At 71.2% G+C, this 17,560-nt stretch carries 16 protein-coding genes, 1 pseudogene and 1 riboswitch; of the genes and pseudogenes, 10 read left to right on the top strand and 7 right to left on the bottom strand.

Translation table 11 applies throughout. The annotated features are described in order from the left end of the window. The 6 genes and pseudogenes from JS521_RS14250 to JS521_RS14225 form a co-directional block, all read right to left on the bottom strand. Positions 1-183: pseudogene (locus tag JS521_RS14250) on the bottom strand (UbiA prenyltransferase family protein); the annotation flags it as partial. Positions 184-200: 17 nt separating this feature from the next. Then, a complete protein-coding gene (locus tag JS521_RS14245; protein WP_205083347.1) occupies positions 201-1,247 on the bottom strand; it encodes an NAD-dependent epimerase/dehydratase family protein in 1,047 nt (348 codons plus the stop codon). Beyond that, positions 1,235-2,683, bottom strand: coding sequence for an aspartate aminotransferase family protein (locus JS521_RS14240; RefSeq protein WP_205083346.1), 1,449 nt, complete (start codon positions 2,681-2,683; stop codon positions 1,235-1,237). Before JS521_RS14240 ends, JS521_RS14245 begins: the two co-directional genes overlap by 13 nt. Continuing rightward, positions 2,680-3,888 carry a lysylphosphatidylglycerol synthase domain-containing protein gene (locus JS521_RS14235; protein WP_307847872.1) on the bottom strand — a complete coding sequence of 403 codons (1,209 nt, stop codon included), beginning with the start codon at positions 3,886-3,888 and terminating at the stop codon, positions 2,680-2,682. The genes JS521_RS14240 and JS521_RS14235 overlap by 4 nt, the downstream gene beginning before the upstream one ends. Further along, on the bottom strand, positions 3,885-4,895 hold the full coding sequence (locus tag JS521_RS14230; RefSeq protein WP_307847873.1) for a glycosyltransferase family 2 protein: 1,011 nt from the start codon (positions 4,893-4,895) through the stop codon (positions 3,885-3,887). Before JS521_RS14230 ends, JS521_RS14235 begins: the two co-directional genes overlap by 4 nt. Continuing rightward, on the bottom strand, positions 4,892-5,272 hold the full coding sequence (locus tag JS521_RS14225) for a hypothetical protein (protein WP_205083344.1): 381 nt from the start codon (positions 5,270-5,272) through the stop codon (positions 4,892-4,894). The genes JS521_RS14230 and JS521_RS14225 overlap by 4 nt, the downstream gene beginning before the upstream one ends. A gap of 533 nt (positions 5,273-5,805) precedes the next feature. Between JS521_RS14225 and JS521_RS14220 the strand changes: the two genes are divergently transcribed. From JS521_RS14220 to JS521_RS14175, 10 genes are all read left to right on the top strand, one after another. Then, positions 5,806-6,798 (top strand): helix-turn-helix transcriptional regulator, encoded by a 993-nt coding sequence (locus tag JS521_RS14220; RefSeq protein ID WP_205083343.1) that lies wholly within the window; start codon positions 5,806-5,808, stop codon positions 6,796-6,798. A gap of 162 nt (positions 6,799-6,960) precedes the next feature. Continuing rightward, the gene (locus JS521_RS14215; RefSeq protein WP_205083341.1) at positions 6,961-9,186 is read left to right on the top strand and encodes a carbon starvation CstA family protein; all 2,226 of its coding nucleotides are present in this window, start codon (positions 6,961-6,963) and stop codon (positions 9,184-9,186) included. Further along, the gene (locus tag JS521_RS14210) at positions 9,183-9,386 is read left to right on the top strand and encodes a YbdD/YjiX family protein (RefSeq protein WP_010061528.1); all 204 of its coding nucleotides are present in this window, start codon (positions 9,183-9,185) and stop codon (positions 9,384-9,386) included. The genes JS521_RS14215 and JS521_RS14210 overlap by 4 nt, the downstream gene beginning before the upstream one ends. Positions 9,387-9,523: 137 nt before the next feature. After that, positions 9,524-10,204, top strand: a complete 681-nt coding sequence (locus JS521_RS14205; RefSeq protein ID WP_205083339.1) for a hypothetical protein — start codon at positions 9,524-9,526, stop codon at positions 10,202-10,204. Continuing rightward, the gene (locus JS521_RS14200) at positions 10,204-10,713 is read left to right on the top strand and encodes a GNAT family N-acetyltransferase (protein WP_205083337.1); all 510 of its coding nucleotides are present in this window, start codon (positions 10,204-10,206) and stop codon (positions 10,711-10,713) included. Before JS521_RS14205 ends, JS521_RS14200 begins: the two co-directional genes overlap by 1 nt. Positions 10,714-10,777: 64 nt before the next feature. Next, positions 10,778-10,901: riboswitch (cobalamin riboswitch) on the top strand. A 137-nt stretch (positions 10,902-11,038) separates the two neighbouring features. Continuing rightward, entirely contained in the window at positions 11,039-13,453 is a 2,415-nt protein-coding gene (locus JS521_RS14195; protein WP_205083335.1) for a ribonucleoside-diphosphate reductase subunit alpha, read from the top strand. Further along, a complete protein-coding gene (locus tag JS521_RS14190) occupies positions 13,453-14,472 on the top strand; it encodes a ribonucleotide-diphosphate reductase subunit beta (protein ID WP_205083333.1) in 1,020 nt (339 codons plus the stop codon). Before JS521_RS14195 ends, JS521_RS14190 begins: the two co-directional genes overlap by 1 nt. Before the next feature lie 185 nt (positions 14,473-14,657). Beyond that, the gene (locus JS521_RS14185) at positions 14,658-15,629 is read left to right on the top strand and encodes an ABC transporter ATP-binding protein (protein ID WP_205083331.1); all 972 of its coding nucleotides are present in this window, start codon (positions 14,658-14,660) and stop codon (positions 15,627-15,629) included. Next, a complete protein-coding gene (locus JS521_RS14180) occupies positions 15,626-16,489 on the top strand; it encodes an ABC transporter permease (protein ID WP_205083329.1) in 864 nt (287 codons plus the stop codon). Before JS521_RS14185 ends, JS521_RS14180 begins: the two co-directional genes overlap by 4 nt. Before the next feature lie 6 nt (positions 16,490-16,495). Further along, positions 16,496-17,296, top strand: coding sequence for an ABC transporter permease (locus JS521_RS14175; protein WP_205083327.1), 801 nt, complete (start codon positions 16,496-16,498; stop codon positions 17,294-17,296). A gap of 12 nt (positions 17,297-17,308) precedes the next feature. Here the strand turns inward: JS521_RS14175 and JS521_RS14170 are convergent, their stop codons facing one another. Then, on the bottom strand, positions 17,309-17,527 hold the full coding sequence (locus JS521_RS14170; RefSeq protein WP_205083325.1) for a hypothetical protein: 219 nt from the start codon (positions 17,525-17,527) through the stop codon (positions 17,309-17,311). Positions 17,528-17,560 lie beyond the last annotated feature (33 nt).

The raw sequence follows: 17,560 nt of genomic DNA, 5'->3' as shown, positions 1-17,560 counted from the left end.
GTCGGGGGCGGGCTGGGACAGAGCGGTGAGGTCGGCGGGCTCGGGCAGAGCTGCCAGGTCGACGGGCTGGGACAGAGCCGTCAGATCGGCGGGCTCGGTCAGAGCCGTGAGGTCGACGGGTTCGGGTTCGGGCGGGACTGCCACCACACGCAGGGGCGCGGGGGACGACCGGGTGATGTCCACGGCAGGGCTCCAGGGGATCAGAAGAAGATCTTGGCCAGGCCGAGCGCCCCTTGGCGCCACGGATCCCGGCTGGTCCGGCCGGCTCCGGGAGCGGGGGCGCCGCCCCGCCGCTGGGTGCGCCACCACGCGTAGGTGGAGAGGATGGCGTCCTGGTTGGAGAGCGCGGGACGGAAACCGAGCCGTTCGGTGGCCCGGGCGATGTCCACGTAGCTGTCGTCGAGGAGCTTGAACAGCAGCCGCCCGTAGACCGGGGAGAGCTTGGTGCGCTCCAGTGCGCGCAGGACCGCGAGTGCCGGTGCTGCCGGCAGCGGGACCACGCGCTTGCCGTGCCCGGCCGCGTCCAGCACGGCCTGGAAGTCCTCGCGCAGGGTGCCGAACTCGGCGGCGCCCAGGTTGTAGACGTCGTTCGCGACCTCGGGCGGGGCGTGCAGGGCGAGCACCACGGCGTCGACCAGGTCGGCCATGCCGAACATCTGGATGCGGACGTCGCCCCGGCCCAGGACCGGGAAGTTGCGCCGTTCCTCGGCCCATTCGAAGAGCATCGAGAAGAGGCCCATCCGGCCGGGTCCGAGGAAGGTCTTGGGCCGCAGGACCGGCAGGCACATCCCGCGCCCCCGGAACTCCTCGCAGACCTCCTCGGCCTCGGCCTTGGCGCTGCTGTAGGGGTCGACGGGCTCGCGGGGGTGTTCCTCCGGGGTGGGGACCCGCTTCGGCAGCCCGTAGACGGCGGTGGAGGAGATGTGCACGACCCGTTCGACCCGGGCCCGTCGCGCGGCGGTCAGGACGGTCCGGGTGCCGTCGACGGTGATCGAGCGGATCTGGTCGACGGGGTAGGAGGGCAGGGCGGCGGCACAGTGCACCAGCGCGTGGGCTCCGTCGAAGGCGCGGGCGAGCGCGGCCCCGTCCCGGATGTCGGCGACGACGTGCCGGGCGCCGGCGGGCGCGTGGGGGTCCTCGCGCAGGTCGATCCCGACGACGTCGTGGCCGTCGGCGGCGAGCCGGGCGACGAGATGGGAACCGAGCATGCCGGCGGCGCCGGTCACGGCGATGGTCAGGCCGCCCATCGGGACACCGCCTTGTCCTTGAAGAAGGCGGTGAGCAGCCGGTTCATGCCCTTGGCCAGGGTCCGGTCGAAGGCGTCGAGGAAGATCTCCACCTCGTCGGGGCCCGCGACCAGGCAGGGCGCGGCCACCAGGGGGCTGCGGCCGTTGAGCGTGTAGTACATGTACACGTCGTGGTCGTGGTACATCGCGTTGACGACCGCGCAGGTGATGACCTTGGTGCGCAGCAGCGGGTCGCGGGCAAGGCCGCCGGGGGCGATCTTCGCGGCGAGGTCCAGGAGGCGGGGGCCGCCGTCGAGGAAGATCCCGTACAGCGCACCGGCGCCCCGGACGTCGGCGATGAGGTCGGGGTACTGCTTGCGCAGCCTCTCCAGGCCCGGCTTCAGGACGCGTTCGATGGCGCGGGCGCGGGCCGGGTAGTCGTCCTCGACCGCGATGTTGACGGCTTCCAGCGCGGTGGCGGTCTCCTCGCCGAAGCCGTAGTAGGTGGTGCTGGTGGACTGGAGCATGGCGTCGCCGAGGCTGTCGTAGGCCGTACGGAAGACGGGCTCGCGGGCGACGAAGGCGGAGACGGAGGACTTGCCGCCGCCGAAGGACTTCGAGGTGGTCACGACGTCCGGGACCAGGTCCGGGTAGCGCATGAAGTGGAAGAGGCTGCCCGTCTTGCCCCACCCGGTGTAGATCTCGTCGAAGATCAGCACGATCTTCTCGGCGGTGCACAACTCCCGCAGCCCGCGCAGGAACTCCTCGGAGCACTCGGTCATGGTGGAGGCCGAGAAGGGCTCGATGAGGATCGCGTAGACGTCGCAGCGCCCCTTGGCGTCGCGGGCCCCGGCGACCGCCTGCCGTACGGAGTCGAGGTCGCCGTACCGGAACGCGGAGACACCGGGGATGCCGGGGAAGGCGAAGGCGTTCTGGGCGCTGCCGGTGAGACTGCCGGAGCCGAGCAGCTTGCCGTGGAAGCTGATGTCGGCGTGCAGGATCTGCTGCCGGCGGCCGCCGTGGTACTTGTACGCGAGTTTCACCGCGCCCTCGACGGCCTCCGCCCCGGAGTTGGGGAAGAAGGAGAGGTTGAGGTCACCGGGGAGGAGCCGGGCGAGGTTGTGGCCGAGGGCGGCGATGTAGGGCGAGAAGTAGGTCTTGTGGACCTCCATCCGGCGCTGTTCCTGGAAGCGGCGGCGGGCGGCGAGGATCCGCGGGTGGTTGTGGCCGTGGTTGAGGACGCCGACACCGCCGGTGAAGTCGAGGATCCGGCGGCCGTCCCGGGTGTGGATCCAGGACCCTTCGGCGTGGTCGACGAGTTCGCGGCCGAAGCCGAAGGAGGTCATCAGGGAGACCTGGCTCTTGTTGACGTGGGACCGGTACAGCTCGTGCACCTGGCTCGTCGACAGTCGTTCGCAGTCGTCCACGGTGAGCAGGGGGGGTGCGTCGGAGGTCATGCGGCTCCTTCCCGGAGCGCGGGTCGGGGGGCGGGCAGGGGTCCGGCGGCGCGGGCCCAGGCGAGGGCGGCGCCGGTGGCGGCGACCTCGCTGAGCACGCAGACGAGCCGGCTGGCGATGACGGCGGCGGTGGCGGCGGAGAGCGGCATGACCGCGCCCAGGGGGGCGAGGAGGACGAGTTCGCGCGCTCCCCAGCCGTCGGGCAGGACGAAGGCGAGGCTTCCGGCGACGGTGGCCAGGGCGAAGCCGCCGACGCAGACGGGCAGGGAGGTCAGCGGCGGGGCGCCGAGCAGGACGGCGATGACCCACAGGTGGAGTCCGGAGACCCCCCAGGAGGCGCACGCCCAGCCGATGGAGAGCCGCAGGGCGCGGGGCGAGCTGTCGGCGGCCCCGGCGGGGCGGCGGGCCAGCCGCATCGTCCACGCGACGAGCCTGCCCACCCAGCCGGGGCGGGCCACGGCCGCCGCCGCGACCAGCACGAGCGGGGCGAAGACCCAGGCTCCCGTGCCGAACACGGCCGGGGCGACGAGGAGTCCGGCGGCGGCCCCCGTGGTCATCCCGATGACGAGGCCGAGTCCGAAGGCGGCGATCATCCGCTCGGGGGCGATACCGACGGCCTTGCCGAGCTGGACGTGGGCGAGGACGCCCCAGATGCGGCCGGGTACGAACTTGCTGATGACGCCGATGAAGAAGATGCGGGCGGTGTCGCTGGTACGGGCGGGGGAACCGCCGTCCACGACGAGGACCCGCCAGGAGAGCATGGACAGGACGAGTCCGGCGGCGTTGGCGACCAGGGCCGCGCTCAGGAGGAGCACTCCCCCGGGCCGGCCGGCGGCGTCGGCCAGCTCCGTTCCGGCCGCGCGGATCGAACCGCCGACGGCGAAGCAGGTGGCCGCGACGAGGATGAGCGCGGCGGCCGGACGCAGCAACCGGGCCCACCGGGAGGGACGAGGCGCGGCCTTCGGCGCCGCCCCGTCCAGGGGTCCGGCTTCCGGCGGCAGGCCCCGGGACCGTACGGCTTCGGCTTCCGGCAACGCGGCTCCGGACCGTACGGCTTCGGCTTCGGCTTCCGGCGACGCGGTCCCGGACCGTACGGCTTCGGCTTCGGCTTCGGCTTCCGGCGACGCGGTCCCGGACCGTACGTCCTTGCGCAGCGCGCCCCTCGGCCGTACGGCTTCCGGCTCCTGGTCCACCCCGGCGCTCACGGTGCCGCCGCCGGGGCCGGATCGTCGCTGCGGGCGCGGCGGCCCCGCGCCGAGGGGCCGAAGCCCGGGTCCACCAGCCAGCGCACGCCTCCGGCCACCGCGCCGAGCACGAGGGCCAGGTGCACCGCGAAGTGCAGCGCGGTGAAGCGGAGCAGGAAGAGCCACCCCTTGCGGCGCGCCACGAAGCGGGACAGGCCCACGTCCGCCAGGGCGAAGGCCGCGGCGCAGGCGAGCGGCACCGCGAGGAGCCAGGGGGTGAGCAGGGCGAGCGGGAGCGTGAGCGGGACCAGTCCGGCGGCGAGCACGCCGCCCGTACGGTTGGCCCGCAGTCCGCCGCCGCGCCGGCGTTCCACGGCGGCGACGGGGACGAGGAGCTGGGAGCGGCGGTACTGCTCGGCGAGCATCGGCAGCAGTCGGTCCACGTCGTCGTGGCGGCCGGTCACCCGTTCGCTGAGGCGGATGCGGTGGGTGGCGGCGAGGCGGTCGCTGTACTCGACGTCCTCGGAGTCGCGGAGGTTCTCGTCGAAGGGTCCGGTCGCCTCGAAGACGGAGCGCTCGATCGCGGCCAGGGCGAAGAAGGCGGTGCCGACGACTCCGGCGCTGCGGCGCCGCCAGAAGTGCGCGTGCAGGCAGTGGTAGACCTCCACCGGGCCGTCGTCGAAGAGCGGTTCGGGATCGAGGACGCCGTGGACGCAGCCGGTCTCCGGATCGTCCATGAGCAGGTCGACGGCGTTCTCGATCGCGTCGGGGGCCAGGGCGATGTCGGAGTCGAGGAAGAACAGCACCTGCCCGGAGGAGGCGGCGACGCCCAGGTTGCGTGCGGCGGAGACCCCGCCGTTCTCCGGGCGGGCCACCAGGACGCACGGGAAGGTGCGGGCGATGTCGCGGGAGCCGTCGGTGCTGGCGTCGTCCACGACGACCACGTCCAGCGGGCGCAGGGTCTGGGCGTAGACGGACTCCAGGCAGGCCCGCAGGGTCTTCTCGTAGTTGTGGTTGGGGATGATCACTGACACGGAGGGGCGCTCCCGTGGCATGGCGGGTCCGGTCCTTTCGGTTCGGGGGATCGGTGCGGGCCCGGGCGGGCGAAGACGCCGCCGAGTGCGGCGGGCCGCCAGTCGAGGGAGGAGGGCCGGGCGGCGCACAGGGCGGCCAGGAGATGCTCCAGCGCGGCCAGTTCGTCCTGGAGGGGGTCGGGGCTCTCCATGTACAGCGCGGCGCGGACCGTGCCGTCCGGGCCCTCGACGACGTACACATGGACCGGTCCGGGCGTGTGGGGCCCGGCCCGGACGTGGCGGGAGCGCAGCCAGCGGGCCAGGTCGCGGGCTGTCCACCGGTCGGTGCGCGGGGGCCCGGTGCGCACGAGGAGCGCGGTCACCAGGAACACGGAGGCGTCCCGTTCCCCCGGGTCACCCCCAGGAGAAGCCGTCCCGGGCCGAGGTGGCGCACAGGGCCGCCCCGAGGGCGGGAGAGCCGGCGGCCGGCGTGGGGCGGAGGGCAGGGAGAGGGAACGCCCGCATGGGAAGACTCCTCGGAACGTAGCGGTGTGTGAATGACTTGTGACGGCCAGATCCTGTCGCCATCGCCGCGCCGGGGGCCACGGTTACCGGGTGGCCGAAAGCTGCGGGGCAGCAGGGTGCCAGCCGCGGGAACGGCCTCACGGGGCCCGCTGCCTGGGACGATGCGGGGGCGGCAGCAAACTGCCAGGCACCTTGCGGCCATCCGCCGCCGACCTCGGGGCACCTTGCGGTCATCACCGGGGCTCGCCGTTTCCGGCCATGAACACCCCGATGGGCCCATCCACCCCGTGGACCTGGTCTATACCTTCACAACGCACCGCCCCTACACTCGCGCCCGGTGCTGAAGGGGCGTCCCGCACCGGCGTGCGGGGACGGCGTGACATCTGCGGGGGAGCCAGAGATGTTAGAGGTACTGGGGCTGGACGCGCGGACGGAGCTGGTCTACCGGCTCGTCCTGGAGGAACCGGAGCTGCGGCTCGACGAGATCGTGGCACGGCTGGGGCGGAGCGAGGACGATGTGCGCCGGGCCCTGGACCAGTTGGCGGAGCTGTGTCTGCTGGACGACGCCCCCCATGGCACGGAGCAGGGCCAGCCGGTCTTCCGGGCCCTGGATCCGGCGGCCAGCCTGCCGTTCCTCCTCTCCCGCCGGGAGGCCGAACTGGCACGGCAGCAGCGGGGACTCGAAGTCGCCCGGGACGCGATGTCGGTCCTCACCACGGACCGGGGACGACGGGCCGGAGGCGGATTCGACGTCGTCAAGCGGCTGGAGGGGCTCGACGCGGTACGCGAGCGGCTGACCGAACTGGCCGAGCTGGCCAGGGCGGAGTGCCTCTCGCTGCTGCCCGGCGGCGCGCAGTCCCCGGACACGCTGGAGGCGAGCTGGCCTCTCGACCGGCGGGCGCTGGAGCGCGGGGTGCGGCTGCGCAGCATCTACCAGGACAGCTTCCGCAACGACCCGCCGACCCTGCGCTACGTGAACCGGCTGGGGTCGCTCGGCGCGGAGAGCCGGACGCTGCCGACGCTGCCGCTGGTCATGGTGGTGGTCGACGGCGAGGTCGCGCTGGTGCCGCTGGACCCCGACGACGGGCGGGCGGGCGCCCTGGAGTTGCGCAGCAAGGGGGCGGTCGCGGTGGCCCGGCTGCTGTTCGAGCAGCTGTGGGTGAACGCCACCCCGCTCTGCTCCGCTCCCGCCCGGGACGGCAACGGGCTGACCCCTCAGGAGGACGAGTTGCTGTCACTGCTGGCGAAGGGGCACACGGACGCGACCGCGGCACGCCGCCTGGGGGTGTCGCTGCGCACCGTGCGCCGGATGAACGCGGAGCTGACGGCCCGGATGCAGGTCCGCAGCAGGTTCCAGGCGGGTGCGGAGGCGGCCCGGCGGGGCTGGGTCTGAGCGTCCCGCGCCGAGTGAACCGGGCCGGTGTGCCGCCCGTGTCCTGTTGCGACACATCACCGTTGCCGGACCGCAATGCGGACAGGGGGTGACGCTGGTCGGACGCGTCCCATAGATTTCCTGCCCATCGCACCGGTGATCAGCGAGGGGACGGAGCACGACATGGCGGAATCGCCCACACCAGCACCACCTGCCTCACCAGCAGCGGGGCGGCGAGGGCCGACCCCGAAGTCCATAGCCGTCTGGAGCCTCGTGGCCCTGGCCGGCGCCATCGGCTGGGCCGTCCTCGCGCTCTCGCGGGGTGAAGAGGTCTCGGCCGCCTGGATGCTGGCGGCGGCCCTCGGTTCGTATGCGATCGCATACCGCTTCTACTCCCGGTTCATCGCCAACCGGGTCCTGAAGGCCGACAAGAACCGCGCGACCCCGGCCGAACGGCTGGACAACGGTGTCGACTTCCATCCCACCGACCGCCGGGTGCTCTTCGGCCACCACTTCGCCGCCATCGCCGGAGCGGGGCCGCTGGTCGGACCCGTGCTCGCCGCGCAGATGGGGTATCTGCCCGGTACGATCTGGCTCGTCGTCGGCGTCATCTTCGCCGGCGCCGTGCAGGACATGGTGACGCTCTTCTTCTCGACCCGCCGCAACGGCCGTTCGCTCGGCCAGATGGCGCGCGACGAGATAGGCCCGGTCGGCGGGATCGCCGCCCTGGTCGCGGTCTTCATCATCATGATCATCCTGCTTGCGGTCCTCGCGCTGGTCATCGTGAACGCGCTCGCGCACTCCCCGTGGGGCGTCTTCTCCATCGGCATGACGATCCCGATCGCCCTCTTCATGGGCGTCTATCTGCGGGTCCTGCGGCCCGGCAAGGTCAGCGAGGTCTCCTTCATAGGCGTCGCGCTGCTGCTGCTCGCGATCGTCTCGGGCGGCTGGGTCGCCGAGTCCTCGTGGGCGGACTTCTTCACGCTGGAGCCGGGCACGCTGGTCATCTGGATGATCGCGTACGGGTTCCTCGCCTCCGTACTCCCCGTGTGGCTGCTGCTGGCCCCGCGCGACTACCTCTCCACCTTCATGAAGGTCGGCACGATCGGGCTGCTGGCTCTCGGCGTGGTCGTCGCGCTGCCGACCCTGAAGATGCCCGCGGTCACCGACTTCGCCTCCAGCGGATCGGGCCCGGTCTTCGCCGGCTCGATGTTCCCGTTCGTCTTCATCACCATCGCCTGTGGCGCGCTCTCCGGTTTCCACTCCCTGGTCTCCTCCGGCACCACGCCGAAGATGGTCCAGAAGGAGACCCAGATCCGGATGATCGGGTACGGCTCCATGCTGGTCGAGTCGTTCGTCGCGATCATGGCGATGATCGCCGCCTGCATCATCGACCCCGGCCTCTACTTCGCCATCAACGCGCCCGTCGGTGTGATCGGCGACAGCGTCCAGTCCGCCTCGCAGGCCGTCGCCAACTTCGGCTTCACCATCTCCCCGGACGCCCTGGCCCAGGCCGCCAAGGACGTCGAAGAGGCGAGCCTGCTCTCCCGGACCGGTGGCGCGCCCACGTTCGCCCTCGGCATGTCGGAGATCTTCTCCGCGGTCGTCGGCGGGACCGCGATGAAGGCGTTCTGGTACCACTTCGCCATCATGTTCGAGGCCCTCTTCATCCTCACCACGGTGGACGCCGGCACCCGGGTCGGGCGCTTCATGCTCCAGGACATGCTGGGCAATGCCTACAAGCCGTTCCGCGAGGTCAGCTGGAAGCCGGGCGTCTGGTTCGCCAGTGCCGTCGTGGTCGGCGGCTGGGGGTACTTCCTCTGGGTCGGCGTGCACGACCCGCTGGGCGGCATCAACCAGCTCTTCCCGCTCTTCGGTATCGCCAACCAGCTGCTGGCCGCCGTCGCGCTGGCCGTCTGCACCGTCCTGCTCGTCAAGTCGGGGCGGTTGAAGTGGGCGTGGGTCACGGCGGTCCCGCTCGCCTGGGACGTGGCGGTCACACTCACCGCGAGCTGGCAGAAGATCTTCTCCGAGGACGTGAAGGTCGGTTTCTTCGCCCAGCGCGACAAGTACCAGGCGGGCATCGACGCGGGCGAGGTGCTGGCCCCGGCGAAGAACATGGACGACATGCGGACCGTCGTCACCAACTCCACGGTCGACGGGGTGCTGAGCGCGCTCTTCGCGCTCCTCATCATCGTGGTGCTCGTGGACGCCGGCCGGGTCTGCTACAAGGCCATCCGCGACCCGGAGAGCGTCAAGCTCCACGAGGCGCCGTACGTCGAGTCCAAGCTCGTCGCCCCGGCCTCGCTGTTCGCCACCAAGGAGGAGAAGGCCGAACTGGTCGCCGCCGGGGTCGGGCCCGAGGGCGGCATCCGCAAGGAGCCGGCGGAGACGGGGAGTCGGACATGACCGTCGCGGACGTCCGGCGGGTGGCGGGACGGATCCGCTGGTACGTCCGTGAGCTGACCGGTGAGTCCACGTACGACCGCTATGTGGCGCACGCGAGGACGCACGATCCGGACGCACCGGTGATGACCCGCCGCGCCTTCGAGCGCAGCCGTACGGACGCCCGCGAGGCGGACCCCCGCGAGGGCTTCCGCTGCTGCTGAGAGCAACCCTCGGCCGATCGGGGCCGCCGCACAACCCCTCCAGGGCGCGGCGGCCCCTTCCCGTGCCCCGCGCGCGGCCCGGGGCTCCGTTCCGATTCCCGGTGCGCGGAGCCCTCACCGTAGATAAGGATGTGCCCATGACATCGCACTCCCGGTCGCCCCGGCTCCGGCCCCTCCTCCTGACCACGGCCCTGGCACTGGCCCTGGCGGCGGCGACGGGCTGCGGCACCACGCCGGCGCCCGACAGACCGGCGGCGGGCCGGAGTTCCTCGGCCGGTCCGGCGCCCGACCGGGCGGAGCTGGAGGCGCGGGCGAGCGCCGCGCAGCTCGTGGCGGACCATGTGTGGGTGACCGAGTCCGCGGGCTACGCCCTGGCGCGGCAGTCGGTCGGGGTGCTCGGCGACGACGGGTTCGGCAGCGTCTACACCGAGCCGGAGGGCGGGCAGATCCAGCTGGCGGTGGAACGCCTCCCGCACGCCGACGCCGACTGTACGGACGGACCCGCGGCGGGCAGCGACCGGGAGCCCGTGGTGACGTGCGAGCGGGACGGCGAGCAGTGGTACCGGGCCACGGAGTCCGGCCACGCGTACGCCCGGGAACAGGGCGACCTCGTGATCACGGTGAGCGGGGAGCGCGAGAAGGTGGACCGGGCGACGCTGCGGTCGGGGGGGGGGGCCGCCCCCCCCGCCGACGACCACGAGCTGGACCAGGTGCTTCCGTCGGCCGAGGAGGCCTCCGGGCGGCAGCCGGTCGAACGCGGCGACCTGCCGCCGGAGGGCGACGGGGCCCCGAACAACGAGGTGGGAGCGAGCGGCTGATGGATCTGACGATCAGGGTGGCGGAGCCCGGCGAGTACGCCGTGCTCGGCGAGATCGTCGCCGAGGCGTATCTCGGCGACGATCTGCTGGACGGCCCGCAGGACCCGTATCTGCTCAGACTGCGGGCGGTGGAGCAGCGGGCGGCCGAAGCGGAGGTGCTCGTCGCGCTCGATCCGGACGGGGTCGTGCTCGGGGGTGTGACGTATGCCGCTCCCGGCACGCCGTGGCGTGACATCGCCGGTCCGGACGAGGCCGAATTCCGGATGCTCGCCGTGGCCCGCGCGGGGCGCGGACGGGGCGTGGGAGAGGCGCTCGTACGGGCGTGCGTCGAGCGGGCCCGGTCGGCGGAAGGCGTCCGCGCGCTGGTGCTGTCGACGCAGCCGGCGATGCTCTCAGCCCATAGGATCTACCGTCGGCTCGGCTTTCTGCGGACCCCTGAACGGGACTGGGAACCCGTGCCGGGCCTGCGCCTCATGACCTTCCGGCTGGAGCTGCGGGCGGCTTCCTGAGGGGCGTGTGAAAACGACGCGACACAACATGTGGGGGCCGCAGCATCTGGCGGCCCCCACATGTATGCTCGACCTCGCTGTCGCCGCAGGGGAATCCGGTGCGAATCCGGAACTGTCCCGCAACGGTGTGATCAGTGTGCTTTTGCACACCTGCAAGTCCGAAGACCTGTCGACAGTGCGTCCGGCTCGACCGAACCGGATGCCAGACGTCCGGGCCTCGCGGATAGGCCGGTGGACGCCGTCAGCAGTGCTGCCCCGCCCCGGGTTTCGCGCTGCCCGGCTTCCCCGCCTTCCGCCGGCCCCCTGCCGAGCGAGGGAAAGCCCAGTGACCATCGCGCCCGCCGATCCGGTTTCAGCCACCGAATCCGCTGCCTCCACCACGTCCGGCGAAGGCACGAACGACGGACCCGGGACCGCCCTGTTGCGGACCCTGACCGACCTCACCGTCGATCTGCCCGACACCGACCCCGGACGGGTCGCCGCCTCCGCGCTGCGCGGGCGCAACGCCCGCTCCGACGAGGCCGAGCTGCGCTCGCTGGCCACCGAGGCGGCGGCGGGTCTGATCTCCGAGGACCCGGCGTACTCCAAACTCGCCGCCCGGCTGCTGACTCGTACGATCGCCGACGAGGCCGCGGGCCAGGGCACGACGCACTTCTCCGCCTCTGTCGCCGTGGGCCACCGCGAGGGCCTGATCGCCGACCGCACCGCCGCCTTCGTCGAGCTGCACGCGAAGGCGCTGGACGAGCTGGTCGAGCGGACGCTGGCCGAGGGCGCGGACGACCGCTTCGGCTACTTCGGTCTCCGTACGCTGCACAGCCGTTACCTGCTGCGCCACCCGATCACCCGCCAGGTCATCGAGACCCCGCAGCACTTCATGCTGCGCGTGGCCGCGGGCCTCGCCGAGGACGAGTCGGCGCGCGCGCTGGACGAGGTCGCCGCGCTCTACGGGCTGATGAGCAAGCTGGACTACCTCCCCTCCTCCCCCACCCTCTTCAACTCCGGCACCCGGCACCCGCAGATGTCCTCCTGCTATCTGCTGGACTCGCCGAAGGACGAGCTGGACTCGATCTACGACCGCTACCACCAGGTGGCGCGGCTCTCGAAGCACGCGGGGGGCATCGGTCTGTCGTACTCCCGCATCCGCGCCCGGGGTTCGCTGATCCGGGGCACCAACGGGCACTCCAACGGCATCGTGCCGTTCCTCAAGACGCTGGACGCCTCGGTGGCGGCGGTGAACCAGGGCGGCCGGCGCAAGGGCGCCGCGGCGGTCTACCTGGAGACCTGGCACGCGGACATCGAGGAGTTCCTGGAGCTCCGCGACAACACCGGTGAGGACCAGCGGCGTACGCACAACCTGAACCTGGCGCACTGGATCCCGGACGAGTTCATGCGCAGGGTCGACGCGGACACCGAGTGGTCGCTGTTCTCCCCGGCGGACGTGCCCGAGCTGGTCGACCTGTGGGGCGACGAGTTCGACGCGGCCTACCGCGCGGCCGAGGCCAAGGACCTGGCCCGCAAGACGATGCCGGCGCGTGAGCTGTACGGCCGGATGATGCGGACCCTCGCACAGACCGGCCAGGGCTGGATGACGTTCAAGGACGCCTCCAACCGGACCGCGAACCAGACCGCCGAGCCGGGCCGGGTCGTGCACTCGTCGAACCTGTGCACGGAGATCCTGGAGGTCACCAACGACGGCGAGACGGCCGTCTGCAACCTGGGCTCGGTCAACCTGGGCGCCTTCGTGGCGAACGGCTCGATCGACTGGGACCGCCTGGACTCCACCGTCCGTACGGCCGTCACCTTCCTGGACCGGGTCGTCGACATCAACTTCTACCCGACCGAGCAGGCCGGGAACTCCAACTCCCGCTGGCGGCCGGTCGGCCTGGGCGCCATGGGCCTCCAGGACGTCTTCTTCCAGCTGCGCCTGCCCTTCGACTCGCCCGAGGCGCGCGCGCTCTCCACGAAGATCTCCGAGCGGATCATGCTGGCCGCGTACGAGGCGTCCTGCGACCTCGCCGAGCGCTCGGGCCCGCTGCCCGCGTGGTCCGAGACGCGTGCCGCGCGCGGTGTGCTGCACCCCGACCACTACGCCACCGAGCTGAACTGGCCGGAGCGCTGGGACGCCCTGCGCGCCCGGGTCGCGAAGACCGGTATGCGCAACTCGCTGCTGCTCGCCATCGCGCCGACCGCCACGATCGCCTCGATCGCCGGTGTGTACGAGTGCATCGAGCCGCAGGTCTCCAACCTGTTCAAGCGCGAGACGCTCAGCGGTGAGTTCCTCCAGGTCAACGGCTACCTGGTGGACGAGCTGAAGAAGCTCGGTGTGTGGGACGCCCGTACCCGTGAGGCGCTGCGCGAGGCCAGCGGCTCCGTGCAGGGCTTCGCCTGGATCCCCGACGACGTGCGGGCGCTGTACCGCACGGCGTGGGAGATCCCGCAGCGCGGCCTGATCGACATGGCGGCGGCCCGTACGCCGTTCCTCGACCAGAGCCAGTCGCTCAACCTGTTCCTGGAGACGCCGACGATCGGCAAGCTCTCCTCGATGTACGCGTACGCCTGGAAGCAGGGGCTGAAGACGACGTACTACCTGCGTTCGCGCCCGGCGACCCGGATCGCCCGTGCCGCGTCCGGTCAGGCGTCGGCCGCCGCCCCCATTCCCGTACAGCAGGCGTCGGCTCCCGACGCGGACGCCATCGCCTGCTCTCTCGAAAACCCCGAGTCCTGCGAGGCCTGCCAGTAATGAGCACCACGAACAACGAGAAGAACCTGCTCGACCCGGGCTTCGAGCTGACCCTGCGTCCGATGCGCTACCCGGACTTCTACGAGCGCTACCGGGACGCGATCAAGAACACCTGGACCGTGGAGGAGGTCGACCTCCACTCGGACGTCGCCGACCTCGCGAAGCTGTCGCCGGGTGAGCAGCACATGATCGGCCGGCTGGTGGCGTTCTTCGCGACCGGTGACTCGATCGTCTCGAACAACCTCGTGCTGACGCTGTACAAGCACATCAACTCCCCCGAGGCGCGGCTGTACCTGTCGCGGCAGCTCTTCGAGGAGGCCGTGCACGTCCAGTTCTATCTGACGCTGCTGGACACCTATCTGCCCGACCCGGACGACCGGGCGGCGGCGTTCGACGCGGTCGAGGAGATCCCCTCGATCCGCGAGAAGGCGCAGTTCTGCTTCAAGTGGATGGACTCGGTCGAGAAGATCGACCAGCTGGAGACGAAGGCCGACCGCCGTCGCTTCCTGCTGAACCTGATCTGCTTCGCGGCCTGCATCGAGGGGCTGTTCTTCTACGGGGCGTTCGCGTACGTGTACTGGTTCCGCTCGCGCGGCCTGCTGCACGGTCTCGCCACGGGCACCAACTGGGTGTTCCGTGACGAGACGATGCACATGAACTTCGCGTTCGAGGTCGTGGACACCGTCCGCAAGGAGGAGCCGGAGCTCTTCGACGACGCGCTCCAGCAGCAGGTCACCGACATGATGAAGGAGGCCGTCGAGGCGGAGCTCCAGTTCGGCCGCGACCTGTGCGGCGAGGGCCTGCCGGGCATGAACACCGAGTCGATGCGCGAGTACCTGCAGTGCGTCGCCGACCAGCGGCTCGCCCGCCTCGGCTTCCCGACGGTGTACGGCTCGGAAAACCCGTTCTCCTTCATGGAGCTGCAGGGTGTCCAGGAGCTGACGAACTTCTTCGAGCGCCGCCCGTCCGCCTACCAGGTGGCGGTCGAGGGCTCGGTCGGGTTCGACGACGACTTCTAGACCCCTTCCGGATTCCGTACGACAGAAGGCCCCACCGTGCCGAGCACGGTGCCCCCTTCCGCGTCCCGGCACAGCGGGACCAGAACCGGCCGAACCGAAAATGATTGGACTAGACCAAGCCTTGGCGTGCACACTCTCACATCGATCACGCCCGACCGGGCCCGGATCGCCCCAGAGAGGCGCGCATGCCCGTCATCGAAGTGGCAGACCTCGTCAAGGAGTTCAGCCGACCCACACGGCAGGAGGGCCGCTTCGGAGGCCTCCGTACGCTGCTGACGCGTGAGCAGACCGTCAAGCGCGCCGTCGACGGCGTGAACTTCACCGTCCAGCAGGGCGAGATGGTCGGCTATCTCGGCCCCAACGGTGCGGGGAAGTCCACCACCATCAAGATGCTCACCGGCATCCTCGTCCCGACCTCCGGCACGGTCACGGTCGCCGGCACCACGCCCTGGCGGGACCGGTCCCACAACGCCCGCCGGATCGGCGTGGTCTTCGGCCAGCGCAGCCAGCTCTGGTGGGACCTGCCGCTGCGCGACTCGCTCTGGCTGATCGGCCGCCTCTACGACGTGCCGGAGGCCCGGTTCCGCGAGCGGCAACGGCAGTTCAGCGAGGTGCTCGACCTCGGCCCGTTCCTCGACACCCCCGTCCGCCAGCTCTCCCTGGGCCAGCGGATGCGCGGCGACCTAGCCGCCGCGATGCTCTACGACCCGGACATCCTCTACCTGGACGAGCCGACCGTCGGGCTCGACGTCATCGCCAAGGAGCGGATACGCACCTTCGTCGGGGAGCTGAACCGGGAATCGGGGACGACGGTCGTCCTCACCACCCACGACCTCGACGACGTCGAGGAACTCTGCGACCGGATCATCCTCATCGACCACGGCAAGGTCGCCTACGACGGCGCGGTGGACGAGCTGAAGGCCCGCTACGCCCCGCACCGCGAACTCGTCGTGCAGACCGACCGGCTGGAGAGCGTCGAGGGCGCGGAGGTCGTCCGCCGGGAGGAGGGGAAGGTGTGGCTGCGCTTCGACCCCGTCCGCACCCCGCCCGCCGAGCTGGTGGCCGCGGTGCTGGCGCAGCACCGGGTGACCGATCTGTCGATCGTGGAACCCGAGCTGGAGAGCGTCATCCACCGGATCTACGCGGACCGCGGATGACCGCCCCGACGACGGCCCGCGCCTCGGCGACGACGGCCCCCGCCTCGGCGAAGCAGCCGCTCAGGACGCCTCTTCGGGCCTATCTCGCCTGCGCCCGGATGGAGTTCCGTACCGCCCTCACCTACCGCACGTCCTATCTGTCGTCCTTCGCCATGATGCTCCTCCAGATCTGGTTGCTGACGGTGGTCTGGAAGGCCCTCTACGACGGCCGCGCGGAGGTGGACGGGCTCAGCCTCACCACCATGACGGCGTACGCGACGCTGACGACGCTCCAGTACCAGCTCGTCAGCCCGTGGCGGTCCTCCCCCATCGACCAGCGGGTACGGGAGGGCAAGGTCGCCGTGGACCTGCTGCGGCCCGTCGGCTTCCCCGGGCAGATGCTCGCCGGCCAGCTGGGATGGGCATCGGCCGCGGTCCCGGTCCTGCTGGTGGCGCTGCCGTTCGCGCTGCTGATCGGCGCGGGCCAGGCACCGGCCTCGGCGGCCGCCGGGTTCGCCTACCCGGTGTCGCTGATCGGCGCGCTGCTCGTGAACCAGCTGCTCGGGCTGCTGCTCGGCATGGTCTGCTTCTGGACCCTGGAAGTGAGCGGCGCCCTCATGGCCTACCGCTTCGTCGCCCAGTTCTTCTCGGGGGCCCTGGTCCCGTTGTGGTTCATGCCGGGGCCGGTCAGGGTGGCCGCGGAATGGCTGCCGTTCCAGGCCACCGCGTACACCCCGGCGGCCGTCTACCTGGGCCAGGTCGAGGGCCCGGGCATCGTGGCCGCCCTGGGGGTCCAGTTCGCCTGGATCGCCGCGCTCGGCGCGCTGGCCGCGCTCGTCTGGTCGCGCGCCCGGCGCCGCGTCATGTCGCAGGGGGGATGAGGGACGATGCGAGGTCCACGTGTCTATCTGCTGCTGGCCGGTGCGGCGTTCCGGGCCGAGTTCCAGTACCGGGGGAACCTGTTCATCAACATCATCGGCGGCCTGTTCTACCAGGGTATCGGGCTGGCCTTCATCTGGGCGGTGCTGGACCGCTTCGGGCAGGTCGGCGGCTGGGGACTGGGGGAGATCGCCTTCCTCTACGGCATCAGGCTCACCGCCCACGGCCTGTGGCTGCTCCCCGGTCACCAGCTCATCCACGTCGACCATGTCGTCGTCGAGGGCGAGTACGACCGCTATCTCGTCCGTCCGGTGCCGCCGCTGGTCCAGCTCCTCACCCGCAGGGTGGGGCTGAGCTCGGTCGGTGACCTGACGGGCGGCGTGGTCCTCCTGTCCATCGCCTCGGCCGCCGCGCCGGTCGACTGGTCGCCGGGAGCCGTCTGCTTCCTCCTGCTCGCCGTGGTGGGCGGTGCGCTGGTGGAAGGCTCCCTGCAACTGGCCGCCTCCGCCCTGGTCTTCAGGATGAAGCGGGTCTCCCCCATCAAGTTCGCCATCGACATGATCTTCAGCGACTTCGGCAACTACCCGCTGAAGATCTTCGGCCCGGTGGCCGGCTTCGGGCTGACCTTCGTCTTCCCGCTGGCCTTCGTCGCCTACCTGCCGGCGACCGTGCTGATGGGACGGGAGGAGGAACTCGCCGTGCCGGAATGGCTCGCCTGGGGCGCTCCGGCCATCGGCGTCGTGCTCATGTACGCCGCGTACCGCTTCTGGGAGCGGCAGTCCCGCCATTACGAGAGCAGCGGGCACTGAAGAGATCGCCTTCTAGGCCTTCGCCCAACCCTTCGGGTAGGAGTGCCGCGTCACCCTGTAGGGCCGCGCGGCACTCTGCGTTTCCGGGGGTCCGGCCGCCGCCCGCCGCCCGCGTTCCGCCTCCCGCAGCTGGCGGTCGATGCGGCGTTCGCGGACGACGCCGAGGGCCACGGGCGCGAGGACGAGGGCGAAAAGTGCTGCTACGACCAGGTAGTTCAGGAATGTGTTCATGCCTCTACTCTGGACCGCCCGGGCGAAAATCAT

This window comes from Streptomyces durocortorensis (assembly GCF_016901035.1).
GTDB lineage: Bacteria > Actinomycetota > Actinomycetes > Streptomycetales > Streptomycetaceae > Streptomyces > Streptomyces durocortorensis.
The sequence above is the reverse complement of the archived record's forward strand: the minus strand, read 5'-3'. Positions and strand labels throughout refer to the sequence as shown.